Annotated in this window: 25 protein-coding genes and 1 pseudogene; 11 read left to right on the forward strand and 15 right to left on the reverse strand. The window is 69.3% G+C overall.

All coding sequences use genetic code 11. The features are described from left to right. Positions 1–36: 36 nt before the first annotated feature. From K883_RS06405 to K883_RS06430, 6 genes are all read left to right on the forward strand, one after another. Positions 37–783 carry an SDR family NAD(P)-dependent oxidoreductase gene (locus tag K883_RS06405; RefSeq protein WP_014383402.1) on the forward strand — a complete coding sequence of 249 codons (747 nt, stop codon included), beginning with the start codon at positions 37–39 and terminating at the stop codon, positions 781–783. A 16-nt stretch (positions 784–799) separates the two neighbouring features. Further along, positions 800–1,984, forward strand: coding sequence for an acyl-CoA dehydrogenase (locus tag K883_RS06410; protein WP_036454046.1), 1,185 nt, complete (start codon positions 800–802; stop codon positions 1,982–1,984). Then, positions 1,984–3,129 carry an acyl-CoA dehydrogenase family protein gene (locus K883_RS06415; protein WP_020823673.1) on the forward strand — a complete coding sequence of 382 codons (1,146 nt, stop codon included), beginning with the start codon at positions 1,984–1,986 and terminating at the stop codon, positions 3,127–3,129. The genes K883_RS06410 and K883_RS06415 overlap by 1 nt, the downstream gene beginning before the upstream one ends. A 9-nt stretch (positions 3,130–3,138) precedes the next feature. Next, positions 3,139–3,810, forward strand: a complete 672-nt coding sequence (locus K883_RS06420; RefSeq protein ID WP_036454047.1) for a TetR/AcrR family transcriptional regulator — start codon at positions 3,139–3,141, stop codon at positions 3,808–3,810. A 5-nt stretch (positions 3,811–3,815) separates the two neighbouring features. Continuing rightward, a complete protein-coding gene (locus K883_RS06425; RefSeq protein ID WP_036454049.1) occupies positions 3,816–4,442 on the forward strand; it encodes a hypothetical protein in 627 nt (208 codons plus the stop codon). A gap of 808 nt (positions 4,443–5,250) precedes the next feature. Then, complete coding sequence (locus K883_RS06430; protein WP_009952488.1) at positions 5,251–6,645, forward strand: NAD(P)/FAD-dependent oxidoreductase; 1,395 nt, start codon at positions 5,251–5,253, stop codon at positions 6,643–6,645. Here the strand turns inward: K883_RS06430 and K883_RS06435 are convergent. The 6 genes from K883_RS06435 to K883_RS06460 form a co-directional block, all read right to left on the reverse strand. Next, positions 6,642–7,886, reverse strand: coding sequence for an O-succinylhomoserine sulfhydrylase (locus tag K883_RS06435; RefSeq protein WP_036454051.1), 1,245 nt, complete (start codon positions 7,884–7,886; stop codon positions 6,642–6,644). The two genes, K883_RS06430 and K883_RS06435, sit on opposite strands and share 4 nt — an antisense overlap. 7 nt (positions 7,887–7,893) lie before the next feature. Continuing rightward, positions 7,894–8,334, reverse strand: a complete 441-nt coding sequence (locus tag K883_RS06440; protein WP_036454053.1) for a rhodanese-like domain-containing protein — start codon at positions 8,332–8,334, stop codon at positions 7,894–7,896. A 115-nt stretch (positions 8,335–8,449) separates the two neighbouring features. Next, complete coding sequence (gene purT, locus K883_RS06445) at positions 8,450–9,646, reverse strand: formate-dependent phosphoribosylglycinamide formyltransferase (protein WP_036454054.1); 1,197 nt, start codon at positions 9,644–9,646, stop codon at positions 8,450–8,452. Positions 9,647–9,675: 29 nt separating this feature from the next. After that, a complete protein-coding gene (locus K883_RS06450) occupies positions 9,676–10,323 on the reverse strand; it encodes a PaaI family thioesterase (protein WP_009956038.1) in 648 nt (215 codons plus the stop codon). Continuing rightward, positions 10,320–11,618: an adenylosuccinate synthase gene (locus tag K883_RS06455; protein ID WP_014385923.1), complete on the reverse strand. Its 1,299-nt coding sequence runs from the start codon at positions 11,616–11,618 to the stop codon at positions 10,320–10,322. The genes K883_RS06450 and K883_RS06455 overlap by 4 nt, the downstream gene beginning before the upstream one ends. 208 nt (positions 11,619–11,826) lie before the next feature. Continuing rightward, the gene (locus tag K883_RS06460; protein ID WP_014385924.1) at positions 11,827–12,741 is read right to left on the reverse strand and encodes a histidine phosphatase family protein; all 915 of its coding nucleotides are present in this window, start codon (positions 12,739–12,741) and stop codon (positions 11,827–11,829) included. Between the two features lie 285 nt (positions 12,742–13,026). Between K883_RS06460 and K883_RS06465 the strand changes: the two genes are divergently transcribed. From K883_RS06465 to K883_RS06475, 3 genes and pseudogenes are all read left to right on the forward strand, one after another. Continuing rightward, a complete protein-coding gene (locus K883_RS06465) occupies positions 13,027–13,674 on the forward strand; it encodes a hypothetical protein (RefSeq protein ID WP_014383409.1) in 648 nt (215 codons plus the stop codon). A gap of 9 nt (positions 13,675–13,683) precedes the next feature. Further along, positions 13,684–14,466 (forward strand): site-2 protease family protein, encoded by a 783-nt coding sequence (locus K883_RS06470; protein WP_009957199.1) that lies wholly within the window; start codon positions 13,684–13,686, stop codon positions 14,464–14,466. Between the two features lie 40 nt (positions 14,467–14,506). After that, a pseudogene (locus tag K883_RS06475) lies at positions 14,507–15,402 on the forward strand (cation diffusion facilitator family transporter). A gap of 4 nt (positions 15,403–15,406) precedes the next feature. Here the strand turns inward: K883_RS06475 and K883_RS06480 are convergent. Beyond that, positions 15,407–15,820 (reverse strand): DUF3151 domain-containing protein, encoded by a 414-nt coding sequence (locus K883_RS06480; RefSeq protein WP_014381301.1) that lies wholly within the window; start codon positions 15,818–15,820, stop codon positions 15,407–15,409. A 123-nt stretch (positions 15,821–15,943) separates the two neighbouring features. Here K883_RS06480 and K883_RS06485 point away from each other — a divergent pair, with 123 nt between their 5' ends. Then, positions 15,944–16,825, forward strand: coding sequence for an Rv0361 family membrane protein (locus K883_RS06485; protein WP_009957195.1), 882 nt, complete (start codon positions 15,944–15,946; stop codon positions 16,823–16,825). Positions 16,826–16,911: 86 nt separating this feature from the next. On the opposite strand, the gene fbaA is transcribed toward K883_RS06485, so the two are convergent. Further along, complete coding sequence (gene fbaA, locus K883_RS06490) at positions 16,912–17,943, reverse strand: class II fructose-bisphosphate aldolase (RefSeq protein ID WP_014385926.1); 1,032 nt, start codon at positions 17,941–17,943, stop codon at positions 16,912–16,914. Between the two features lie 92 nt (positions 17,944–18,035). On the opposite strand from fbaA, the gene K883_RS06495 reads away from it, so the two are divergent. Further along, a complete protein-coding gene (locus K883_RS06495) occupies positions 18,036–18,728 on the forward strand; it encodes a DedA family protein (RefSeq protein WP_009957193.1) in 693 nt (230 codons plus the stop codon). A 15-nt stretch (positions 18,729–18,743) separates the two neighbouring features. Here K883_RS06495 and K883_RS28495 read toward each other — a convergent pair whose 3' ends face one another. From K883_RS28495 to ttfA, 7 genes are all read right to left on the reverse strand, one after another. Next, positions 18,744–20,093: a 3-oxoacid CoA-transferase gene (locus tag K883_RS28495; RefSeq protein ID WP_009957192.1), complete on the reverse strand. Its 1,350-nt coding sequence runs from the start codon at positions 20,091–20,093 to the stop codon at positions 18,744–18,746. Next, the gene (locus K883_RS06505; RefSeq protein ID WP_009957191.1) at positions 20,090–21,229 is read right to left on the reverse strand and encodes a glycoside hydrolase family 76 protein; all 1,140 of its coding nucleotides are present in this window, start codon (positions 21,227–21,229) and stop codon (positions 20,090–20,092) included. The genes K883_RS28495 and K883_RS06505 overlap by 4 nt, the downstream gene beginning before the upstream one ends. A gap of 152 nt (positions 21,230–21,381) precedes the next feature. Beyond that, positions 21,382–22,029 (reverse strand): TrmH family RNA methyltransferase, encoded by a 648-nt coding sequence (locus K883_RS06510; protein WP_014381302.1) that lies wholly within the window; start codon positions 22,027–22,029, stop codon positions 21,382–21,384. After that, on the reverse strand, positions 22,026–22,937 hold the full coding sequence (locus K883_RS06515) for a hypothetical protein (RefSeq protein WP_036454058.1): 912 nt from the start codon (positions 22,935–22,937) through the stop codon (positions 22,026–22,028). Before K883_RS06515 ends, K883_RS06510 begins: the two co-directional genes overlap by 4 nt. 229 nt (positions 22,938–23,166) lie before the next feature. Further along, on the reverse strand, positions 23,167–23,706 hold the full coding sequence (gene pyrE, locus K883_RS06520) for an orotate phosphoribosyltransferase (protein WP_008261506.1): 540 nt from the start codon (positions 23,704–23,706) through the stop codon (positions 23,167–23,169). Beyond that, positions 23,693–24,466: an SDR family NAD(P)-dependent oxidoreductase gene (locus K883_RS06525; protein WP_008261508.1), complete on the reverse strand. Its 774-nt coding sequence runs from the start codon at positions 24,464–24,466 to the stop codon at positions 23,693–23,695. The genes pyrE and K883_RS06525 overlap by 14 nt, the downstream gene beginning before the upstream one ends. Positions 24,467–24,516: 50 nt before the next feature. Further along, on the reverse strand, positions 24,517–25,395 hold the full coding sequence (gene ttfA, locus K883_RS06530; protein WP_020823691.1) for a trehalose monomycolate transport factor TtfA: 879 nt from the start codon (positions 25,393–25,395) through the stop codon (positions 24,517–24,519). Between the last annotated feature and the right edge of the window lie 76 nt (positions 25,396–25,471).

The raw sequence follows: 25,471 nt of genomic DNA on the forward strand, positions 1-25,471 counted from the left end.
GACCCGGCGGCCGCGGTGAACCTAGATTCGTCAGCAATGAATACCCATTCACCTGATGGCCTCGCGGTGGTGACCGGCGCCGGTTCCGGCATCGGCAGGGCGATCGCGCTCGGACTCGCCGCCCGCGGCGACCGCGTGGTGGCCGCGGACCTCGACGAGGCGGCGGCCTCGGCCACCGCCGGGGAACACCCCGACAAGATCACCGCGCTGCCGGTGGACGTGGCCGACCCGGATCAAGTCAACGCGCTGCGGGATCGCATCAACGCCGACCTCGGGGTGCCCAACATCGTCGTCAACGCCGCCGGATGGGACCGCACTGACCAATTCCTCAATGCCACGGCGGAATTCGCGCAGAAGGTGGTCGCGATCAACTACCTAGGGCCGGTGCATGTCTGCTCGGCGTTCCTGCCGGGGATGATCGAGACGCACGGCGGCGGGCGCGTGGTCAACCTGGCCAGTGACGCCGGCCGGGTGGGCAGCGCGGGCGAGAGCATCTACGCCGGCGCTAAGGGCGGGGTGATCGCCCTGACCAAGTCGCTGGCCCGCGAGATGGCGCGTCACCAGATCACGGTGAACTGCGTGTGCCCCGGACCGACCGACACGCCGCTGTTTCACGCGCAGCCCGAGAAGCTGAAGGAGGCACTGGTCAAGGCAATCCCGTTCCGCCGCCTGGCCCGGCCCGACGAGGTCGCCGCGCCGGTGTTGTTCTTCGCGTCGGAGGCCGCCTCGTTCATCACCGGACAGGTGATCAGCGTCAGCGGCGGTTTGACGATGGCCGGCTAGTGGCAGGCTGACGTCTATGAGCACCAAGACGCCGCCCGCCTTCGACCGCTACGACCCGCTCGGCCTGGACGCCTCCCTGTCCGACGACGAACGCGCCGTGCGCGAGACCGTCCGGGAATTCTGCGCCGAGCACGTCCTGCCCCACGTCGCGGAGTGGTTCGAGATCGGCGACCTCCCGGTCCGCGAACTCGCCAAGGGGTTCGGCCAGCTGGGTCTGCTGGGCATGCACCTGGACGGGTACGGCTGCGGCGGGGCCTCCGCCGTGCACTACGGCCTGGCCTGCGTCGAGCTCGAGGCCGCCGACTCCGGCATTCGATCGATGGTCTCGGTGCAGGGCTCGCTGGCGATGTTCGCGATCTGGAATTTCGGATCCGAGGAGCAGAAGCAGGAATGGCTCCCGGGCATGGCCACCGGCGAGCTGATCGGCTGCTTCGGGCTGACCGAGCCCGACGTCGGATCCGACCCCGCCGCGATGAAAACCCGTGCGCGACGGGATGGTTCGGACTGGGTGCTCACCGGCCGCAAGTTGTGGATCACCAACGGCTCGGTGGCCGACGTCGCGGTCGTGTGGGCCAACACCGATGACGGGGTCCGCGGTTTCATCGTGCCCACCAAGACGGCGGGCTTCAGCGCCAACACCATTCACCACAAGCTGTCGTTGCGGGCCTCGATCACCAGCGAGCTGGTGCTCGACGACGTGCGGCTGCCCGCCGAGGCGATGCTGGCCGAGGCCAAGGGGTTGCGCGGGCCGCTGTCGTGCCTGTCCGAGGCCCGGTACGGAATCATCTGGGGCTCCATGGGAGCCGCGCGCTCGGCCTGGCAGGCGGCCCTCGACTACGCCACGCAGCGCACCCAGTTCGGCCGCCCGATCGCCGGATTCCAGTTGACCCAGGCCAAACTCGTCGACATGGCCGTCGAACTGCACAAGGGCCAGCTGCTGTCGCTGCACCTCGGCCGCCTCAAGGACAGCGTGGGCCTGCGTCCCGAGCAGGTGAGCTTCGGCAAGCTGAACAACACCAGGGAGGCGATCGAGATCTGCCGGACCGCCCGAACGATCCTGGGCGGCAACGGGATATCGCTGGAGTATCCCGTGATCCGGCACATGGTCAACCTGGAATCGGTGCTGACCTACGAGGGCACACCGGAGATGCATCAGCTGGTCCTCGGCCAGGCGTTCACCGGCAGCGACGCCTTCCGCTGATGAGCCGACTGACCTACACGCACGAGCATCACCAGTTCCGGGAACTGGTACGGGATTTCGTGCGGCAGACGGTCGCGCCCAACCACGAGAGCTGGGAGCGCGACGGCCAGTGGGACCGCTCGCTGTTCATCGAGGCGGGCAAGCTTGGGCTGCTGGGCTTTTCGGTGCCCGAGCATCTCGGCGGCCCGGGGGTGGACGACTTCCGCTACAACGCGATCGTGATCGACGAGTTGCAACGGGCCGGGGCGGCCGCGGAGGCCATCGCCTTCACGCTGCAAAACGACGTGGTGCTGCCCTATCTCACCGACTTGACGACCCCGGAGCAGCAACAGCGCTGGCTGCCCGGCGTGGTCACCGGCGAGACCGTGCTCGGCATCGGGATGACCGAGCCTGGCACCGGCAGCGATCTGGCCGGGATCCGCACGACCGCGGTGCGAGACGGCGACGACTACGTCGTCAACGGCGCCAAGACGTTCATTTCCAACGGTCAGGTCGGGGACCTGTTCGTCATCGCCGCGCGCACCTCGCCGGATCGCCATCAGGGACTGTCGCTTCTGGTGGTCGACGCCGACACCCCGGGCTTTTCCCGCGGCCGCAACCTGGAGAAGATCGGCCTGCACGCCCAGGACACCAGCGAGCTCACCTTCACCGATATGCGGGTGCCGAAGGACAACCTGCTCGAATCAGAGGGCCGCGGCTTCTATCAGTTGATGAAGAACCTGCCCCAGGAGCGGCTCGCACTGGGTGTGGGGGCGGTGGCCGCCGCGGAAGCGATCCTGGCCGCAACCCTCGACTACGTCCGCGATCGCACGGCCTTCGGATCACCGATCGCCAGCTTCCAGCACAGCCAATTCGTGCTCGCCGAGTTGGCCACCGAAATCGACGTCGCGCGAACGTATCTCGACGACTGCCTCGCCGAGCACCTCGAGGGCGAGCTGACGGCAGCCCGGGCCGCCCGGCTGAAATGGTGGACGACCGACCTGCAGGTGCGCACCGCCGACCGCTGCCTGCAGTTGCACGGCGGGTACGGCTACATGCGCGAGTACAGCGTGGCGCGCGCGTTCGTCGACGCCCGCATACAAACCATCTACGGCGGCACCAACGAGATCATGAAGACGATCATCGCCAAGGACCTGGGCCTGTAGGGACAGCCGATGGCCACCGACGTCGCCGACTACAGCGCCCTTCCCGCCGAGGAGGCGGTGCGCGCCGCCCGCGTCAGCTCGCGGCGTCGCCAGGTGCTCGATGCCGCGGTCAAAGTCATGGGCAGGACCGGGTTTCACCAGATGTCCATGCAGGACCTGGCCACCGAGGCCGAGGTCAGCGTCGGCCTGCTCTACAAATACTTCGGCGGCAAGGAAGACCTGCTGCTCGCCACGATCGTGCGGATCCTCGACGCGTTCCGCGATCAGCTGGCGCCGGTCATCGCCGCCGCCGGCGACGACGTCGTGGACCAGCTGACCGCGGGGGTCCGACGCTACATCCAGATCGTCGACGAGAACCTCGACGGCGTGGTCCTGACCTACCGGGAGAGCCGAACCCTCGGGGCGCCCGGCCGCACCCAGATCAAGGACCTCGAAATCGCCACGGCCGCACCGCTGCGCGCGGTGATCGAGGCCGGCGTCGCCCAGGGCGTCTTCCGCGGGGTCGACGTCGACCTCGCCGTGTTCGACATCATGCTGCTGGCCCACGGCTGGGCGCTGAAGCACTGGCACTTCGGGCCGACCTACACCCTCGACGAATACATCGCGTTGCAGATCCGCCACGTGCTGGGCGGATTGATCGCCGACGACCGCCGCGTCGACTACGCGCACGTGCTGGAATGAGGGGCATGGGAGTCACCGCACGCCGCGTCCGCGGCACGATCGCCTTGTTGGCCCTGGGAGCCGCCGCCGGCCTGCCCGCGGCGGGCGCCGATCCGGCCGCGGCGCTGCCCCCGATGGCGTCCAGCGGCAGCGGGCCGATCATCGGCGGGGGTTCCGCGGCGGCGCAGGGAATCGCCCAGCAGCTCTTCAGCTTTGGCAATCCTAACGTCGTTCAGGAGGTCGACGGCTCGGACGCGGCGCAGTTCATCACGTCAGCGGCGGGAGCCGCCGACCCGCAACTCGCGGGGCCCTTCTCGCTGCTGCGCCGGGCGTTGGCGTGCCAGACCGACAATTCGGGATTCGGGGCGCGCGCCTATCGCCGCACCGACGGGCAGTGGGGCGGCGCGATGCTGGTCGCGGCCAAGAGCGCGACGCCGAGCCTCGACGGCCTGGTGGGCTGCGTGAAGACCAATTGGCGAAGGACCGCCGCGGGCGGCGAAACCGCCATGTGCAACAACGGCTGGACAACGCCGACGTCCTACGACAGCCGCCGCGGCGAGACCTATTACATCCTGCTCGCCGGCACCGCCGCCGACTTCTGCAGCGACCTCAACGCCAAGTACAAGAGCGACGCCGGCGCGTGGCCGTTCTGAGCGGCCGCGATGCCCTCCCACCCGTCGCTGAAACAAATTGCCATCCCGACGGTTTCGCCGCGCATCGGGCGGCGCGAGCTCGGGACGTATTTGAATTCATATCCAATTTGCGCAGCCGCGCCGCCGAGCGGCGGGTAAATAGCGATCCAATATAGCCGCGACATGGGCCCCGCGCAGGATAATTCCCATTCACCGGGCCACCGGATTTTGCTGAATTCCGTTCGCGGCCAGGCGGATGGATCCGAGCTGGGTTCGTCGGTCATCCGTTTGACGAATTGGTCGGAAATATTCGCGAAATCGCTTATCTGCGAGCGATTGACAACGTAAGCTCGCCGACATCGGGCCTTAGAATGTCGTCTCCCAGACGTAGGGGGTTCTAATGTCACGTCGTACTAGCAAAATCGTCGTCGCTGTGGTGCTGGCTTTCGCAGCGCCAATGACCTCGGCGTGCACGATTCCGCTCGTAATCGACTGTGGACCCGGTTTGACCTGCACCGGATAGCGGTAACCGAACGGGCCCCGAGCTCAATTGGGGCCCGTTCACTCACATCACGCTTCGCGTAGCGAAGACCACAAGGTGATCGGCCCGGGCCGCAGCATGCCCTGATCCGCGACGCGGCCCGGCCGGGATCCGTTACCACACACGTCATTTCGGGTTATGGCGTCCGTAGAGATGTCGAGATCGGCTTGGCCGCAGGCATTTTCGGCCTCTGCGGCTCCTTCTGCCGGCCCGGTGGCTCCGACGCGCCGCGCATCCGCGCGCACGCCGGCCTCGCCTTTCGTGGGTGCGGCGTCGTACGGTGGAGGCATGTCGCGCCATCGTGTGGTCATCATCGGAAGCGGTTTCGGCGGGTTGACCGCGGCAAAGGCGCTCAAACGCGCCCCCAAGGGCACCGAAGTCGAGGTCACCGTGATCTCGAAGACGACCACGCACCTTTTCCAGCCGCTGCTGTATCAGGTGGCCACGGGCATCCTGTCCGAAGGCGACATCGCGCCGACCACCAGACTGATCCTGCGCCGGCAGCGCAACGTCCGGGTGCTGTGGGGCGAAGTCTCCGCCATCGACCTCACCGCCAAGACGGTCACATCGCACCTGATGGGCATGGAGACGGTGACGCCCTACGACAGCCTGATCGTGGCCGCCGGCGCACAGCAGTCCTACTTCGGCCACGACGAGTACGCCGCCTTCGCGCCCGGGATGAAGAGCATCGACGACGCCCTGGAGTTGCGCGGCCGCATCCTCGGCGCCTTCGAGGCCGCCGAGGTCGCCACCGACCCGGCCGAGCGCAAACGCCGCCTGACCTTCGTGGTGGTCGGCGCCGGGCCCACCGGCGTCGAGCTGGCCGGCGAGATCGTCCAGCTGGCCGAGCGCACCCTGGCCGGCGCGTTCCGGACGATCACCCCCAGCGAGTGCCGCGTCATCCTGCTCGACGCGGCGCCCGCGGTGTTGCCGCCGATGGGCACCAAGCTGGGCCTCAAGGCCCAGCGGCGGCTGGAGAAGATGGACGTCGAGGTCCAGCTCAATGCGATGGTGACCGCGGTCGACTACATGGGCATCACGATCAAGGAGAAGGACGGCGGCGAGCGCCGCATCGAATGCGCGTGCAAGGTGTGGGCGGCCGGCGTGCAGGCCAGCTCGCTGGGCGCGATGCTCGCCGAACAGTCCGACGGAACCGAAACCGACCGCGCCGGAAGGGTGATCGTCGAACCCGACCTCACCGTCAAGGGGCACCCGTATGTGTTCGTCGTCGGCGACCTGATGTCGGTGCCCGGCGTGCCCGGGATGGCGCAGGGCGCGATCCAAGGCGCGAAATACGCCGCCACCGTCATCAAGCACGCGCTCAAGGGTGAGGACAATCCCGCCGACCGCAAGCCCTTCCGGTACGTGAACAAGGGCAGCATGGCGCTCATCTCCCGCTACAGTGCCGTCGCGCAGGTCGGCAAGGTGGAATTCGCCGGGTTCTTCGCCTGGCTGGCGTGGCTGGTGCTGCACCTGTACTACCTCATCGGCCACCGGAACCGGCTGGCCGCCATGTTCGCCTGGGGGATCTCGTTCCTGGGCCGCACCCGCGGCCAGATGGCCATCACCAGCCAGATGATCTACGCCCGGCCGCTGGTGAACTGGGTGGAGCAGCAGGCCGCCGAAGGCACGCTCGCGGCCGCCGAGCGCGCCGAGACGGCCGAGCAGAAGGCGGCCGGCTAGCTCAGGGCCCGATCGATGTCGGCGATCAGGTCGTCGGTGCCTTCCAGGCCGACGGAGATGCGGACCACGCCGTCGCCGAGCCCGATCGCCGCGCGGCCCTCCGGGCCCATCGCCCGGTGAGTGGTGGTCGCGGGATGTGTGACAAGGGATTTGGCGTCGCCGAGGTTGTTGGAGATGTCGATCAGCGTCAACTTGTCCAACACCTCGAAAGCCCGCTGTTTGGCAGAGTTTTTTGAGCTGTCCGGCACTTCGAGCGCGAAGGTGATCACCGTTCCGCCGCCCGACATCTGGCGCTTGGCCAGGTCGTATTGCGGGTGTGAGGACAGATAGGGGTAGCGCACCCAGCTCACCGCCGGATGGGTCTCGAGGAATTCGGCGATCCGGTACGCCGAGGAATTGCTGTGCTCGACCCGGATGGCCATCGTCTCAAGGCCTTTCAGCAACACCCAGGCATTGAACGCGCTCATCGCCGGGCCGGTGTGCCGCATCAGTTTCTGCACCGGGCCGTCGATGTACTCCTTGTCGCCGAGGATGGCCCCGCCCAGCACCCGGCCCTGGCCGTCGATGTGCTTGGTGCCCGAGTACACCACCACGTCGACGCCGAGCGGGACGCCCTGCTGCAGCAGCGGTGTGGCGAAAACGTTGTCCAGCACCACCTTTGCGCCCGCGGCGTGGGCCAGCTCGGTCACCGCGGCGATGTCCACCAGCGACTGCATCGGATTCGACGGGGTTTCGAAGAACACTGCTCGAGTGGGCTTGGAGGGGTCGGTCAACGCCTGTTCCCACTGGGACAGGTCGTCGCCGTCGACGAAGACGGTCTCGACACCCCAGCGCGGCAGGATCTCGTTGCACACCACGAAACACGAGCCGAACAGGCTGCGCGACGCGACCAACCGGTCCCCCGCGCCCAGCAGCGCGCCCAATGACGTGAACACCGCCGCCATGCCGCTCGCGGTGGCAAACGCCGCCGGTGCCCCTTCGAGCAGGCGCAGCCGCTCCTCGAACATCGTCACAGTCGGGTTGCCGTACCGCGAGTAGACGAAGCGGTCAACCTCGCCGGTGAACGACTGCTCGGCGACCGCCGCGGTTTCGTAGACGTAGCCCGACGTCAGGTACAGCGCCTCGGCGGTCTCGTCGAACCCCGAGCGCAGCAGCCCACCGCGCACGCCGATGGTCGCCTGGCTGACGCCTTCGGGCAACGGTGCGGGAGTGCGAACCGAGTCGTGTTCGGCGGGCGTCATGCCCGGATCAACCTTGCTTCCAAGGCAATCCGATCGCCCGCCACCCCGACTCGCCGCGATGACCGTTGGCGTCCAGCTGGCCCTCGAAGCCGTCCAGGATGTTGTAGGCCGGCGTGATGCCCAGCTGGGTCGCCACCTCGGCGGCGCCGATGGAGCGGTTTCCGGAGCGACACAAAAACAGCACCGGGCGATCCGCGCCGGTTTCGGCCGGCGCCACCTGCTCGCGCAGCTGGTCGGCGAAATTCGCGTTGGGCCTGCCGTCGGAGGAATTCCATTCGAGGAACAGCACCTCGCGGCCGAGGCTGGACAGATCGGGCACCCCGACGAATCGCCATTCGGCGTCGGTGCGCACGTCGACCAGCACGGCGTTCGGATTGTCGCTGAGCAGTTTCCATGCCTCCAGGGGCGAGATGTCGCCCGCGTAGGAGTGTCCGCGCTCTGTGCTCATGCTCGTATTCCCTCGTCCTTCGTACGCATCGTCAGCCACCCCGGCGAGATTGCCCCCGCGCGGCGCTACCTGACCTGCGATCGTATCGAGACCGGCGCCGCGCGCATCTCGGGGCTCAGCCGCGGGGCGCCGGGGCGGTCAGCCGTTCGGCGGCCTGGCCGGCGCGTTCGCGGGCCGCCGTCACCTCCGGCGCGGTCGCCAGCGCCCGGAACCCGCTGCCGGAGACGCGCAGGTCGCTCTCCGGGACGCTCAGCGCGCCGATCAACGCGGCGGGGTCATGGGGACCGGCCGGGCCCGCCACCCGGGCGGCGGCCGGCGACACCATCATGGTGTCCACCGGCAGGCCCAGGATGGTGCGGGCCTGCAGCTCGAACGCCGAAAGTCGCTGGCTGCGCAGGGTCACCCAGGCGCTGTCGGCCGGGCGCGACGTGACGTCGGCGAAGTACACCTCGTCGCCGTTGACCATCAGTTCGACCCCGAACACGCCACGCCCGCCCAGCGCCTTGACGATCCGCGCGGCGATCGACCTCGCGGCATCCGTCGCGGCCGCGCTCATCTTCTGCGGCTGCCACGATTCCAGCACCTGCCCGTCGGACGCGCGATGCCCGATGGGTGAGCAGAATTCGATCGCCGGCCCCGACGGGCCCTCGCTGCGCACCGCCAGCAGGGTCACGTAGAACTCGACCTCGACCACGGTTTCGGCCAGCACCCGGGCGGAGGACTGGTCGCCCACCGCGCGGCGCCAGGCGGGTTCGATGTCCTCGCGGCGCGCCACCACCGACTGCCGCTGCCCGGTCGGCCCGGCCACCGGCTTGACCAGCAGCGGGTACCCGGCGTGCGCGCCGACCGCCTCGAGTTCGCCCAGCGATCCGACGAACCAGAACGGCGCGGTGGGCAGCCCCAGCTCGTCGGCGGCCAGCCGGCGCAGCCCTTCGCGGTCGGCGGTGAGCCGCACGGCGCGGGCGCTGGGCACCAGCTCGCCGTCGAGGGCGTCGAGGGCCCCGGTGGCGACCGCGTCGGTGGTGGTGACGACGAGGGTGGGTTGCAGCCGCCCGATCGCCTGCGCCAGCTCGTCGGCGTCGGTCATGTCGAGCACCAGCGCCTGGTCGGCGACCCCGTGCGCGGGCGCGTGGGGGTACCGGTCGGCGGCGATCACCCGGGCCCCGAGGCGTCCCAGGGCGATCGCCAGCTCCCGGCTGATCTCGCCGGAACCCAGCAGCAGCACCGTCGGGCGCGCGTCGGCGGGGGCCGGTGGGGGCACGACGAGCGCCGTCGTCTCGTCGTCGCGTCCGTCCGTCACGCCGTCAGTCACGGCTCAAGGATAGGTCGGTTCGGCGAGTGCTAGGGCTGACCGGGAAGCAGCCGCACCATCAGGCCGTTGCCCTCGGCCAGCACGGTCTGCTCCTCGTCGACCAATTCGGCGGAGACGAACGCCTTGCGGCCCTCGGTGCCGGTGACCCGGCCACGCACCAGCAGCGGCACGTCGATCGGGGTGACCTTGCGGTAGTCGACGTGCAGGAAGGCCGTGCGGCTGATGGGCCGGTTGGCGGCGTGGGAGATCATGCCGAACATGTGGTCGAACAGCAGCGGCAGCACGCCGCCGTGCACCGCGTGGTTGCCGCCGACGTGGAAGCGGCTGAAGTGGCCGGTCATTTCGACGCCCTCGGGGTCGTACCGCGTCAGCACCCACGGCGGCAGCAGCAGGCTGCCCATGCCCGGCAGGTCGGGGGTGCGGCCCGCGGGCGCCTGGCCCTCGGCCTCGGCCTGAAACGGCCCCAGCAGCTCGGTCAGCGCCGCGACCCGGTCGGCGGCGTCGTCCCAGACGTCGTCGCCCGGGTCGGCCGACACGGCGAGGTCCTGCAGCCGGCGCATCGAGGCGACGAACCGGGCGAAGCCGGGTCCGGGGCTGGCGGGCCCGTACTCCGGGAAGCCGCCGTGGTGTTCGTATTCGGGATCGAGGTCGATCGGGTTCGGTTCCGGGTCCGTCACGCGCGGGCCGCCAGGACGTCGCGGCGCACGATGGTCTGTTCGCGCCCGGGTCCCACACCGATGCACGAAACATGGGCTCCCGCAAGCTCTTCGAGCCGAAGCACGTAGTCGCGGGCCTTGGCGGGCAGGTCGTCGAACTCGCGGGCGTGCGAGATGTCCTCCCACCAGCCGGGCAGCTCCTCGTAGATCGGCTCGGCGCGGTGCAAATCGCTTTGGGTCATCGGCATCTCGTGGATGCGTGCCCCGTCGATCTGGTAGCCGACGCACACGGGAACGGTTTCCAGGCTGGACAGCACGTCGAGCTTGGTCAGGAAGTAGTCGGTGATGCCGTTGACCCGGGTGGCATAGCGGGCGATGACGGCGTCGAACCAGCCGCACCGCCGGCGCCGCCCGGTGGTGACGCCGAATTCGCCCCCGGTCTTGGACAGGTATTCGCCGTTCTCGTCGAACAACTCGGTGGGGAACGGGCCGGAGCCCACGCGGGTGGTGTAGGCCTTGAGGATGCCCAGCACCGCGGTGATCCGCGTCGGCCCGATCCCCGAACCCACCGCCGCCCCGCCCGCCGTCGGATTCGACGACGTCACATAGGGATACGTGCCGTGGTCGACGTCGAGCAGGGTGCCCTGCGAACCCTCCAGCAACACGGTTTCGCCGGACTCCAGCGCGGTGTTGAGCAACAGCCGGGTATCCGCGATGCGGTGCGCGAAACCCTCCGCCTGCTCGAGCAGGGCCTCGACCACCTGGTGCGGGTCGAGCGCCTTGCGGTTGTAGATCTTGACCAAGATCTGGTTCTTCAGCTCCAGCGCGGCCTCGACCTTGTGGGTCAACACCTCCCGGTCGAGCACGTCCGCGACGCGGATTCCGATCCGGGCGATCTTGTCCTGGTAGCAGGGCCCGATGCCGCGGCCGGTGGTGCCGATCTTCTTGTTGCCCATGTAGCGCTCGGTGACCTTGTCGATGGCCACGTGGTAGGGCAACAGCAGGTGCGCGTCGGCGGAGATCAGCAGCCTCGAGGTGTCGACACCGCGGTCTTCGAGGCCTTTGAGCTCGTCGAGCAGCACGCCGGGGTCGATCACCACACCGTTGCCGATGACGTTGGTGACGCCGGGCGTGAGCACGCCCGACGGGATCAGGTGCAGGGCGAAGTTCTCCCCCGTCGGCAAGACGACCGTGTGCCCGGCGTTGTTGCCACCCTGGTAGCGCACCACCCACTGCACCCGCCCACCCAGCAGGTCGGTGGCCTTACCTTTGCCCTCGTCGCCCCACTGGGCGCCGATCAGGACGATTGCCGGCATGAGTTTGCTCCCGCCTGCCTACTGTGGTTCTGCTGGCAGAACGCCAGATCTTGCACCTCTGCAACGGTTTTCGACATCGCCCGATGGCTCGCACTGCCGTCGGGTGACGGCGCCTCGGTTGGCCGCGTCGTGACCGTGCGCGTAGCTGCACGCGTCTTTGCTTGCCGCGCTCACGTGGCGATCCTAGACGTCGGGCCTCGCATGGTGCTCAGGGGCTTGCCGCCACCGGCGGCTTCGCCGCGCACACGCCGTTGCGCGACGGCGCGTCCAGCATCAGGCACAGGCCGTTGGCGTCACGGTCGTATCGCTTGGCCGCCCAACCGGGCCACGCCGGTTTCCCGTTCCAGCTGACCAGCGTCCAGCCATCGTGGGGATTGCCCTGGATCTCGACGATGCCGGTGTTGGGCAGCGGGTCGAAAAGCAGGAGCAACTGTTCGGGGTTTGTGACGGTCGTCATCGTCCCGATGCCGATGTCGAATTCGCTGGAGAACGCGACCTCTCTGATCCTGCCGTCGGACGCGCGGACCGGGTTGGCCAACGCGCTGCCGTACATCCTTGCGAGCATGTCGTTGAAGCCGCTCGCGGTCGTCGCCGCGTTGCCGGACATCGTCTGGAGCGCGCCGCTGAAACGCCTGTGGAACTCGTACCCGTTGGGGTCGGCCGAGCCCGGCGCGAGCATCGGCACGACGCGCAGCCCGAGCAACCACGCGACCGGTGCCAGCAGGTACGCCAGCCCCGCCAGGCTGAACTGCGGCATCCCGTTGAAGATGCCCGCGTCGATCTCGTTGAGCCCGGGCAGCACCTGCACATTCATCCCCAACGCCGCCGCCAACGGCGCCGCGGTCTGCTGCGTCCTGATCAACTGCGACGCGAAGATCGCGGCGACCGGGCCCTTCGCCGCGAGCACATTGGCGACGTCCTGCGCCTGTTGTTGGCCAAGCGCGGTGAGCGCGGCCCCGGGCACCGCCGTATCGATCACCCTCGCGGCGTTGGCCACCGACTGCCCGTGGCGCACCAAATCGATCACGATCGACTCGTCGGCCGACGCCCGCGCCGATGCGAGGCACAGCAGGACGGCCGAAAGCAGCACGGCGCCAAGGCGACCGAGGTGCGTCGTCAGCAACGGAGGCGGGCGGGGCCGGCGCCGTACCCGAGCGGCGCGGGCCGCACGGCGGAGAAAATGGGGGTGAGGCGGCGAATGGTCGTTCTCCGTTCTCTCAGCCACTCGTTGGCGGGATTCCGCACAACGTAGGCCCTGTGGCAGGAGTAAAGTATCCGGGTGTTTCCAGGCGGCGCCGCAACAACTTTCGCAGTCCGACACCATGTTGTGACTGTGTCGTTATGGCCCATTGATCGAGCCAGAGTCGTTGGAAGTCAAACAGATTGGATCAGCTTGATTGGATAGCTTGTGACACAAGACGATCCGGCCGCCGCGGTCCTGGTGTTCACGCACGGGCGGACCTACGGCCCGTTGCGGGGGTTGCGCGCCCACCGCATCGCCGGCGAACCCGACCTCGACGCCGCGATAGGCCCCTTCCCGCGCCTGGTCGTGGTGGGCGCCGACGCCGACCTGGCGGCGGTGCTGACCCGGCTGCTGCGCGCGGAGCGGCTCGACGTCGAGGTGGCCTACGTGCCGCGGCGGCGCACCCGGGCGACCCGGATCTATCGCCTGCCCGCTGCGCGCCGGGCGGCGCGCCGGGCCGTCCGCGGTTCCGCGCAACGGGTGACGCTGATCCGCGACGAGACCGGCTCGGTGGTCGTCGGGCGCGCCGCCTGGGTGCCGCCGGACGGCGAGCGGGTGATCCACGGCGAGGCGGTCGTCGACGACACCACGTTGTTCGACGGCGACGCCGCCGGCGTGCTCGTCGAGCCGACGCTGGCCATGCCCGGCCTGCGGGCCTCGCTCCAGGGGCGCTGGCGCCGGTGGGTCACCGGCCGCGCGGCCCAGCTCGGCAGCACGGGCGTCGTCGTGCTGCGCGACGGCGTCCCCGCCCCCCGGCCCGGCCGCCGCTCGGCGTTCTACCGCAACATCGAGGGCTGGCTGCTGGTCCGATAGTTTCGTGCGGTGAGCTTCCCCTCGCCCCAACGCGAATCGGTCCGGCCCAGCCCGATCTTTTTGGCCCTGCTCGGGTTGACGGCGGTCGGTGGTGGACTGGCCTGGCAGGCCGGCTACAGCGCGCGGCCGCTCGCCTATGTCGGGGTGTTCATCTTCGTGATCGCCGGCTGGCTGGTGTCGCTGTGCCTGCACGAGTTCGGGCACGCGGTCACCGCCTGGCGGTTCGGCGACCACGACGCGGCCGTGCGCGGGTACCTGACGCTGGATCCCCGCCGCTACGCCCATCCGGCGCTGTCGCTCGTGCTGCCGTTGGTGATCGTCGCGCTGGGCGGGATCGGCCTGCCCGGGGCGGCGGTCTACGTGCGGACGTGGTTCATGACGCCGGCCCGTCGCACGCTGGTCAGCCTGGCCGGGCCGGCGGCCAACCTGGTGCTGGCGGCGCTGTTGCTGGCGCTGATCCGGTTGTTCTTCGACCCGACGCACGTGGTGCTGTGGGCCGCGGTGGCGTTCCTGGGATTCCTTCAGCTCACCGCCGTCGTGCTGAACCTGCTGCCCATCCCCGGGCTGGACGGCTACGACGCCCTGGAACCGCACCTGAACCCCGAGACGCAGCGCGCACTGGCCCCGGCCAAGCAATGGGGCTTCGTCATCCTGCTGTTCCTGCTCCTGGCGCCGGTGCTCAACCACTGGTTCTTCGGGATCGTGTTGTCGCTGTTCGACCTGTCCGGCGTGCCGGACGTGCTGGTGAGCTGGGGCAACGGGCTGACCCGCTTCTGGAGCCGCTGGTTCTGACCCTTGCCATATATGCGTCGTCACGCATATATTTCCGGACATGGGCGCCGGCCACAATCACACCCCGGCCGAGACGGACGACGCTCGGCTGATCCCGCGCATGGTCACCGCCGCGGCGATCCTGGCGGCGTTCTTCGTCGTGGAACTGGCGACCTCGCTGCTGATCAACTCGATCGCGCTGCTGGCCGACGCCGGCCACATGCTGACCGACGTGGTCGCCGTGTTCATGGGGCTGGCCGCCGTCACGCTGGCCCGCCGCGGCAGCTCGTCGCCGGCCCGCACGTATGGCTGGCATCGCGCCGAGGTATTCACCGCCGTCGCGAACGCGGGCCTGCTGATCGGGGTGGCGGCGTTCATCCTCTACGAGGCCGTCCGGCGGCTCAGCGAGGCGCCCGCCGTCCCGGGCGTGCCGATGATCGTCGTCGCGCTGGCCGGGCTGGCCGCCAACTTCGCCGTCGCGCTGCTGCTGCGGTCCCACTCGTCGGGGAGCCTGGCCGTCAAGGGCGCCTACATGGAGGTCGTCGCCGACACCGTCGGCAGCCTGGGCGTGCTGATGCAGGCATGGTCACCGTGACGACGCACTGGCCCTACGCCGACGTGGTGGTTGCCGTGCTCGTCGCGCTCTGGGTGCTGCCCCGGGCGATCGCGCTCGCACGCGACGCGCTGCGGATCCTTTCCGAATCGTCACCGACCCACATCGACGTCGAGGAGCTGCGCAGCGCCCTCGGCGCCGTCGACGGCGTGACCGGGGTGCACGACCTGCACGTGTGGACGCTGTCGCCGGGCAAAGACATGTGCACGGCGCACCTGACCAGCACCGGGGACCCCGCCCGGGTCCTGCATGACGCGCGGGCGGTGCTATCGGCCCGCGGGCTGGAACACGCCACCGTTCAGATCGACTGCCCCGACGACACCGATTGCTCGGAAAGCTTTTAAGGCGTTACAGCCCAAGCGCTTTGCGCGCCTCGGGGTCGCAGTCGTCGAGCAGGTCCAGGCACCGTGCGTACTCGTCGGTTTCGCCGATCGTGTCGGCGGCGCGCGCCAGCGCGGCCACACAGCGCAGGAAGCCGCGGTTGGGCTCGTGCGAATACGGGACGGGGCCAAAACCCTTCCAGCCGTTCCGCCGCAGCTGGTCCAGGCCGCGGTGATAGCCGGTGCGGGCGTACGCGTACGCGGTGATCGCCTGGTCGTCGGCCAGCGCCTGCTCGGCCAGCGCCGCCCAGGCCAGCGACGCCGTCGGATGCGCGGCGGCGACGATGCCCGGCTTCTCGCCGGCCAGCAGCTCCGCCTCGGTGTCGGGGTCCCCGGGCAGCAGGATCGGGTCGGGCCCTAGCAGATCCTTCATCGGCGTCATGGCTCTATTCTGCAGCTCGCCCGTTTTGCCCGCAGGACGCACCTCGGCCATCGCCCCGGGCCGGGGTCTCGGTCGCTAAGCTCTGCAACTACCCCACTCGACAGCGGGAGGACAGTAGTACTTATGCCCAACCCATCCGAGCCCGACCGCGGCGGCCCGCCGAACCGGCCCGGGTTCGATCCACGCGAGTCTCGCAACGATCCGAGCGACGAGTGGGGGGCCGAATCCGGCCCCGAAGCCGGCTTCGAGACCGGTGACGACGCCACCGAGAGCGTGCCCATGGTCCCCAACGACGCCGAGACCGAGACCGTGGTGATCAACAAACCCGATCCGCGCAGCGGTCCCCAGGAAGTGCCGGAGGCACCGCAGCGCGAGCGTCGCTTCACCGCCCCGGGGTTTGACGCGAAAGAGACCACCATCATCTCCACCACCCCGGAGCCCGCCACCGAGGTCTTCGCCACGCCGGGACAGGACGGGACCGCGCAGTTCGGGGCCCCGCCCAAAGCCGCTGTCCCGCAATCGATCCCACCCCGGCTCGGCGGGAAGCTGCGCACCTCCAGGCAATTCAACTGGGGGTGGATACTGGCGATCGTCGTGATCGTGCTGGCGCTCGCGGCGATCGCGATCCTGGGCACGGTGCTGCTCACCCGGGGCAAACACACCGGCGTCTCGCAGGAAGACCAGGTCCGGCACACCATCGGCAACTTCGACGTCGCGATTCAGCGGGGCGACCTGACCACGCTGCGCACCATCACCTGCGGCACCACCCGCGACGGCTACGCCGATTACGACGAACGTTCCTGGGACGAAACGTACCGGCGGGTCTCGGCGGCCAAGCAGTATCCGGTGATCGCCAGCATCGACCAGGTCGTCGTCAACGGCCAGCACGCCGAGGCCAACGTCACCACGTTCATGGCCTACGACCCGCAGGTGCGCTCCACCCGCAGCCTGGACCTGCAGTACCGCGACGACCAGTGGAAGATCTGCCAGTCCGCCAGCGGCTGACCCGCTAGCCCGCCCCTGCCCGCCGAACGTGGAGTTGTTGCGCGAAATGGGGCGGATTCAGCCGCAGAAGTCGACGCTCGACGGGGTCAGGCGATCGACGTTCCGGCGCAGTGCAGGTCCGTGCACGCCTGGACCACCCGCTCGGACATCGACGCCTCGGCCTTCTTGAGGTAGCTGCGGGGGTCGTAGGCCTTCTTGGCCCCGACGTCGCCGTCGACCTTCAGCACGCCGTCGTAGTTGGTGAACATGTGGCCGGCGATCGGGCGGGTGAACGCGTACTGCGTGTCGGTGTCGACGTTCATCTTCACCACGCCGTAACGCAGGGCCTCCTCGATCTCCGACTTCTCGGATCCGGAGCCGCCGTGAAAGACGAAGTCGAACGGTTTCGTGTCGTCGGGCAACCCGAGCTTGGCCGCCGCCACCTTCTGGCCATGGGCCAGGATGTCGGGGCGCAGTTTGACGTTGCCGGGCTTGTACACGCCGTGCACGTTGCCGAACGTGGCGGCCAGCAGATACTTGCCGTGCTCGCCGTGGCCCAGCGCGTCGATGGTCTTCTCGAAGTCCTCCGGCGTGGTGTAGAGCTTGTCGTTGATCTCGTTGGCGACGCCGTCCTCTTCCCCGCCCACCACGCCGATCTCGATCTCGAGGATGATCTTGGCGGCCGACGCCTCGGTGAGCAGTTCCCGGGCGATCGCCAGGTTCTCGTCGATCGGCACCGCCGACCCGTCCCACATGTGTGATCCGAACAACGGCTCGCCGCCCCTGCTGACCCGCTCGGCCGAGATCGACAGCAGCGGGCGGACGTAGGTGTCGAGCTTGTCCTGGGGGCAATGGTCGGTGTGGAGCGCGACGTTGATCGGGTACCTGGCCGCGATGGATCGGGTGAACTCGGCCAGCGCCACCGCCCCGGCGACCATGTCCTTGATTCCGAGGCCGGACGCGAATTCGGCTCCGCCGGTGGAGAATTGGATGATTCCGTCGCTGCCGGCATCGGCGAAGCCCTTGAGGGCGGCGTTCACCGTCTCCGACGAGGTGCAGTTGATCGCGGGGAAGGCGTACGAGTGCTCCTTGGCGCGGCGCAGCATCTCGGCGTAGACCTCGGGCGTGGCGATGGGCATGGCAACTCCCTTCTGCCCCTTCTGCGGCCGGGTCCACCCAGTATCGTCCAGGTCGGCGGGCGGCTCACCGCGGGCCGGTATGTTGATGGATCATGAGTACCGCCGTGACGGCCCTGCCCGCCATCCTCGACCCGATGTATTGGTTGGGCGCCGACGGCGTCTTCGGGTCGGCGGTGCTGCCCGGGATCCTGGTCATCGTCTTCATCGAGACCGGGCTGCTGTTTCCGTTGCTGCCCGGCGAGTCGCTGCTGTTCACCGGCGGTCTGCTGGCCGCGCATCCGCACCCACCGGTCAGCATCTGGGTGCTGGCGCCGTGCGTCGCCACGGTCGCGGTCCTGGGCGATCAGACCGGATATTTCATCGGGCGGCGGATCGGGCCCGCGCTGTTCAAGAAGGAAGACTCGCGGTTCTTCAAGAAGCACTACGTGACCGAGTCACACGCGTTCTTCGAGAAGTACGGGCCCTGGGCGATCATCCTGGCCCGGTTCGCGCCGTTCGTGCGGACGTTCGTCCCGGTGATCGCCGGGGTGTCCTACATGCGCTATCCGCTGTTCTTGGGGTTCGACATCGTCGGCGGCATCGCCTGGGGCGGCGGCGCGACCCTCGCGGGCTACTTCTTGGGCAACGTGCCGTTCGTGCACCACAACCTGGAAAAGATCATCCTCGCCATCCTGTTCGTGTCGATGATCCCGGCGTTCATCGCTGCCTGGCGCGGCTATCGGGGCCGCCGCCGCGTGACGGAGACCGCCGACAGGGAACCCGAGAAGCTGCCGGCCTCCGAGTAGCGGCCCGCGCGCGGCTCAGACCGCGACGGTGAAATCGCAGCCGGTCTTGGCGCGGACGTCCTCGACCGTCACCCCGGGATGCAGTTCCGTGAGCACCAGCCCCTGCCCCGGCTCGACGTCGAAGACGCACAGGTTGGTGATGATCATGTCGACGACGCCCTTGCCGGTCAGCGGCAACGTGCATTGCTTGAGGATTTTCGGGCTGCCGTCTTTCGCGGTGTGGTCCATGACGACGATCACCCGCTTGACACCCGACACGAGATCCATTGCGCCGCCGGGCCCTTTGACCATCTTGCCGGGCACCATCCAGTTGGCCAGGTCGCCGTTCTCGGCCACCTCGAGCGCGCCCAGGATCGACAGGTCGATGTGGCCGCCGCGGATCATCGCGAAGGAGTCGGCGCTGCTGAAAAAGCTGGAGCCGGGCAGGCTCGTGATGGTCTGCTTGCCGGCGTTGATGAGATCGGGGTCCACGCTGTCCTCGCTCGGGTAGGCCCCGATGCCGAGCAAGCCGTTCTCCGACTGCAGCGTGACGTTGATGTCGTCGGGAATGAAGTTGGCCACCAACGTCGGGATGCCGATGCCCAGGTTCACGTAGTAGCCGTCGCGCAATTCGCGGGCCGCGCGCTGGGCCATGAGCTCGCGAATAGGGCTGTCGTTCTTCAGCGCTGCGCCGCCGCTGGTGGTGCGGAACTCGATGCGCTTCTCGTAGCCGGTGCCCTCGATGATGCGGTCCACGTAGATGCCGGGGGTGTGGATCAGGTCCGGATCCAGCTCGCCGACCTCGACCAGCTCCTCGACCTCGGCCACCGTGACCGCCGCGCAGGTGGCGATCATGGGGTTGAAGTTGCGCGCCGTCTTGCGGTAGACGAGGTTGCCCGCCGTGTCGCCCTTCCACGCCTTGACGAGCGCCACGTCCGCCCGGATGCCTTCTTCCAGAACGTATTCCGTACCGTCGAAGACCCGGGTGTCCTTGCCCTCGGCGAGATTGGTGCCGTAGGCCGTGCGCGTGTAGAACCCGGGTATGCCGGCGCCGCCGGCCCGCAGCTTCTCCGCCAGCGTGCCCTGGGGCGTGAGCGCGAGGTCGAGCTCGCCGGCCAGCACCTGCCGCTCGAACTCCTTGTTCTCCCCCACATAGGAGGCGATCACCTTCTTCACCTGCCTGCCCTTGAGCAGCAGGCCCATGCCGAAATCGTCTACGCCGGCGTTGTTTCCGACGATGGTGAGATCCTTGATGCCGCTGTCCACCAGGGCCCGGATCAGCTTCTCCGGGATGCCGCACAGGCCGAAGCCGCCGGCGGCGATGGTGATGCCGTCCTTCAGCAGGCCGTGCAGCGCCGACTCCGCGTCGGGGTGGACTTTCTTCACAGGGCGCTCCTGTCCTCGTGCGACGATTCGGCGGAGACGTTACAGGCGGCCTCCATGAGCATCCACCCCGACAGCTGCACCGACAGGTCCCGCTCGGCGACCTCGGAGGCCATCACCGCGCCCTCGACGAACTCCGCCTCTTTGCCGTCCGCGGTGGGCACCTGGGCGTCGCGATCCCAGAACGGGCCGAACACCGGCAGCCCGTCCACCGTCTGGCGGTAGTCCCACGCCGACTTCCCGCTGGCCAGCACGATCTGGCGGGCGGTGTCGCGGGCCATCGCGTCCTCCGGCGAATCCCCCGGCAGCGTGGTCGCCACCAGCGCCAGGTAGCGGGCGGTCACACCGGCGAACAGGCCGCCGTCGCCGCCGCCGGTGCCGACCAGCACGCCCGCCGGGGCCATGTGCTCGCGCACCGCCGCGACCAGCCGATGCACCCGCGCGGCGTGCCGGGCCCTCACCTCCACCCCGGCGCGGGCGGCCAGCTCGGTCTCGAGCCCCAGCACCACGCCCTGGCAGTACGTGTACTGCGCGCGCACCAGCGACCCCGCCTTGATGCCGTCGAACACCAGGTGCGTCTCGGGGTCGATGAGCGTCGCCTCGATCCAATTCGCCATCTGCTCGGCACGTTTCAGGTGATCGCCGTACCGGGCGAGGAAGATCCCCGCGGGGCCGTTGGCGGGGGCGTTGAAGAACTTGTCCTGCTTGCGCCAGGGGATGCCGCCGCCGTCCTCGGGCGACCACGCCGTCAGGAATTGGTTCGCCAGCTTGGGCAACGCTTTTCGGCGCTCGACGCCGGCGATGCGCGCGGCACGTTCGAGCGCCAGCGCCAGCCAGGCCATGTCGTCGTAGTAGTTGTTGATCCACGAGAAGTTGTTGCGCAGCCGGTGCGAACGGACCTGCCGGTTGATCTCGGTGTGCCGGTGGGGCTGGGGATCACGCTGCTGGGCGTCGATGAGGCAGTCCAGCAGATGCGCCTGCCACCAGTAGTGCCAGGTCCCGAACAGCCGGTCTTTGCGCTGCGCCGGCCAGGCCACCACCCCGAGCTGTGTGGCGGGTAGACCCCACAGCCGCTTCAGGTGCCGTTGTGTGACAGCGGCTTCGCAGCTGGCCGCCCGGTTGGCCCATAGCTGATCCATACCTGCCGATCCTGCCCCATGCGTGTGAGCGCGCGGCGTCGAGTGTGAACGCAGGGCTTTCGGTGTGCATGTGCGGCGGCGACACGCCGAGCTGGCCCGCCGTCAGCGCACAATCAACGCCGCCGGTTCACACTCAACGCGCCCGGCGGGTGTCACCAGGCGCGGGACAGGTCGGCGTGCTGCTCCACCCAGGTGTGCATGGCGATCCCCGCGGCGACGCCGGCGTTGATGCTGCGCGTCGAGCCGAACTGGGCGATCGACACCGTCAGGGTCGCGCCGCTGCGGGTGTCGTCGGTGATGCCGGGCCCCTCCTGACCGAACACCAGCAGGCACTCGCGCGGCAGCGCGGTCTCCTCGAGCCGCGCCGCGCCCGGGACGTTGTCGACGGCGACGACGGTCAGGCCGGCGTCCGCCGCGAAGTCGAACAGCTCGGCGGTGCTGTCGTGGTGGCACAGCCGCTGATAGCGGTCGGTCACCATGGCGCCGCGGCGATTCCACCGCCGCCGCCCCACGATGTGCACGGTGTGCACGGCGAAGGCGTTGGCGGTGCGCACCACCGAACCGATGTTGGCGTCGTGACCGAAGTTCTCGATCGCCACGTGCAGCGGATGCCGTCGCCGGTCGATGTCGGCGACGATGGCTTCCCGGGTCCAGTACCGGTAGGCGTCGACGACGTTGCGGGTGTCGCCCTCGCGCAACAGGATCGGGTCATACCGCGGGTCGTCGGGTGGTTCGCCCGGCCAGGGCCCGACGCCGGCGGGCGGGGTCGCGGACCATTCGGTGGGCCCGGGTCCGCTCATCGCTGGGTCCACACCCCGGCGTGCGTGCCGTCGATGGCCAGGGTCGCGTAGAGCAGCGCGTCGTTGATCTCTCCTTGGGTGCACAGCGAGGCGTTGACGTGCACAGCGTCCAGCGACGCGTCGGGCAGGATCAGCACCGACGAGCCGTAGGTCGCGCAGGCGGGGTTGAGTCCCGGGGCGGGCAGCGTCGGCGAGGCCAGCAACATCATCGGGCCGCCGCGCTTGGCGGACTCGTCGCGGTAGCGGGCCGCGATGGCGGTGGCCTCCAACCCGAGCAGCATGTAGCCGTTGCCGGTGAACGCCCCCGGATCACCCAGTTGCGCCTTGGTCACCGGTTTGCCGTCGGCCCGCCACGCCGTCAGGCTGGCGGTCTTGACCGCCAGCCCGCCGCTGTCGTTGGGGTTGGTCGGCAGGAGGCCGACCGGGAAGGCGACCGGATAGGCCGACGAGCTGTTCGGGATGCGGTCGCGCGGCGAGTAGCCGTAGATGCCGCGGACCTGACTCCGATCCTTCAGCGGCCCAAGGCAAACCGTGCCGGTGAGCCGGTCGGGCGGCGCGGACAGCGGTGCGCGAATGTCGTGCACGCCGGTCTTCGCGTTCTCGCAGCTGCCCAGGCCGTCGGCCTCCATGGGGTGGGCCAGCGCGCCGTACAGGCCGAAGCGGATGTCGGTGGGTTTGGCGTGCGGGGCTTGCGCGTCCTTGGCGGACGCGACACTGGCGTCGACGTCCACCAGCACATAGTCGCCGTCCCAGCGCAGGTTCGACACGGACATGTTCCAGCCCAGCAGCGCCAGCGATTCGCCGAGCCGCGCGCCCTGGGCCCCGTAGGGCGCGGCGGCGGGGTTGGTCGATGAGCAGCCGGCCAGGCAGAGCGCCAGGCACGCGGCGATCGCAAGGACGGCGCGCATCGAATCAGCGCCTCGGGGTCGGACCCGAACGCATGGGCCACGCGAGGCACATGCGGCACAGCAGTCCCCGCCGGAAGGGAGTGGCGAATTGCCCACCTCCGAGCGACAAGTCGGGCGCCTGCGCGCCTCGACGCCGTTGTCGCTGCGAGGCGGGCACCACGCACATCGCCCCGGCCAGGGACCGCTGCGGCGGGTGTGGCAATCGGTGCATCGAAAAAGTCGCCGGCACCTAGCCCAGCCCCAGCTCGGCCAGTCCCAGCACGCTGCGGTACGGCAGCCCCTCCGCCTCGATGGCCTCGGCGGCGCCGGTGGCGCGATCCACCACGGTGGCCACCCCCAGCACCTCGCCGCCCGCGTCCTGCACGGCGCGCACCGCGGTGAGCGCCGAGTTGCCGGTGGTGCTGGTGTCCTCGACCACCAGCACCCGCTGCCCGGAGACCTCGGAGCCTTCGATAAGTCGTTGCAGCCCATGGGCTTTGGCGGACTTGCGCACAACGAACGCGTCGATCGGCCGGCCCGGCGCGTGCATGATGGCGGTGGCCACCGGGTCGGCGCCCAGGGTCAGCCCGCCCACCACCGCGTAGTCCCAGTCGCTGGTCAGCTCGCGCATCAGCTTGCCGATCAGCGCCGACGCGCGATGGTGCAGGGTCGCCCGGCGCAGGTCGACGTAGTAGTCGGCTTCCTTGCCGGACGACAGCGTGACCCGGCCGTGCACCACCGCCAGGCGGCGCACCAGCTCGGCCAGCTCCTCGCGCTCAGGTTCGGCCACGGCCACCACCGACTCGTTTGGTGACCGCCCGCATCAGGGTCCGCGGGATCATCCGCTCGGCGGCGATGATCGCCTTGTACTGCAGACCGGGAATGCTGATCACCTTGCCGCGGGCGATGTCGGCGAGGCTCTGGCCGACCACGTCGTCGACCTCGAGCCACATGAACGACGGCGACTTGGACATGTCGATGCCGGCGCGGGCGTGAAATTCGGTGCGCACGTAGCCCGGACACACGGCGTGCACCGAAACCCCGGTGCCCTGCAGCCCGACGGACAAGCCCTCGCTGAACGAGATCACCCACGCCTTGGACGCCGAATACGTCGAGCCCCGCCCGGGCACCAGCCCGGCGACGCTGGCGATGTTGATGACCGTGCCGGCGCCCGCGTCGAGCATGCCCGGCAGCGCCGCCCGGGTCAGGTGCATGACCGCGGTGACGTTGACGTCGAGCTGGGATTGCAGCACGGCGGGGTCGGTGGACCAGAAGTCGCCGGACGTCGCGAAGCCGGCGTTGTTCACCAGGACGCGCACTCCGGCGGCGAGGCGACCGCACACCCGTTGCCGGTCGGCCGCATCGCCCAAGTCGGCGGGGAGAACCTCGACGTCGCCTGCGGTGCTCTTCAATTCGTCCGCCAGCCGGTTCAACCGTTCGGCGTCGCGGGCGACCAGCACCAGGTCGTAGCCGTCGCGGGCGAAGCGTCGCGCGTACCCGGCGCCGATCCCGGAGGTGGGCCCGGTGATCAGGGCGACGGGGCGGGGCATGAGCGCCATCCTAGTGACGGCGGCCCCACCGGCCTCCCGGCTACCCGCCGTCAGCGCTGATAGTTGGTGGCCTGGTGGCCGTTGCGCCCGGTCGGGGGCGGGCGGCGCAGCGTATCGGGGCGCGGCTCCGGTCGCGGCTGGTCGCGGCGCACCGGCTCGGCCGCGCGGCGGCCCGGCGCGGCGTCGGGCCCGAGCAGGCCGGCCACATCCTGCTGCGCGCGCCGGGGCGGCAGCTCGGCGCGGCCCGCCGGCGCCAACGGGCGGCTCGGCGACGCGTTGCGCGGTCCCGCCGGTGCCCCGGACTCCTGCGGGGTCTCCTCCGGCAGCGGCGGCAGCACGCGCAACAGGTCGTTGAACTGCCGCACGGTGCGCAGACCCTCGTCCCACTGGGTGCGGGTGCTGGTGATCGGCATGGCGACCAGCGTCCAGTTCTGCTCGTTCCACATGATCTCGGCGGAATCCGGCGCGGTGTGGGCGAAGGTGACCATGCGGCGGTCGCAGGCCCGGCGGGCGGCGTCCAGGTTGGTGGAGTACACCATCCGCGGCCCGATCGCGCCCAGCAGCCAAATGTCGCTCTCCCGTGGCTCTTTGAGCCCCTTGAGCCGCAGGTCCACCACGACGTTGGTGCCAACCTTGCGGTGCAGCGCGATCACCGTGGCGACCTCTTCGAGGTCGAAGATGTAGACCGCCTCGCCGCGGATCTGGCCCAGCACCACGTTCTGCGCGGTCACGTCACCCACCGTCGACATCACGCCGCGCTTCCAGCGCTTGAGGATGTCGGCCGATTCCCGCTCGTAGTCGAATCCGTGCGACCGCGCCCACGACTTACGGCGCCTGCTGCGTCCGCGCCGACGGTCGACATCGACGTACAGCAGCACCCCCGCGCCGACGAAGCACAGCGCGGAGAGCGTGAACCAGAGGGGGACCATCCAAAACAGCGTATCTGCTATTGGCCCGGAACACAGAAGGCGACCAGGTCACAACCCAATCACAGGATGCAGTGCG

This window comes from Mycobacterium sp. TKK-01-0059, assembly GCF_000709305.1.
Classification (GTDB): Bacteria; Actinomycetota; Actinomycetes; order Mycobacteriales; family Mycobacteriaceae; genus Mycobacterium; species Mycobacterium intracellulare.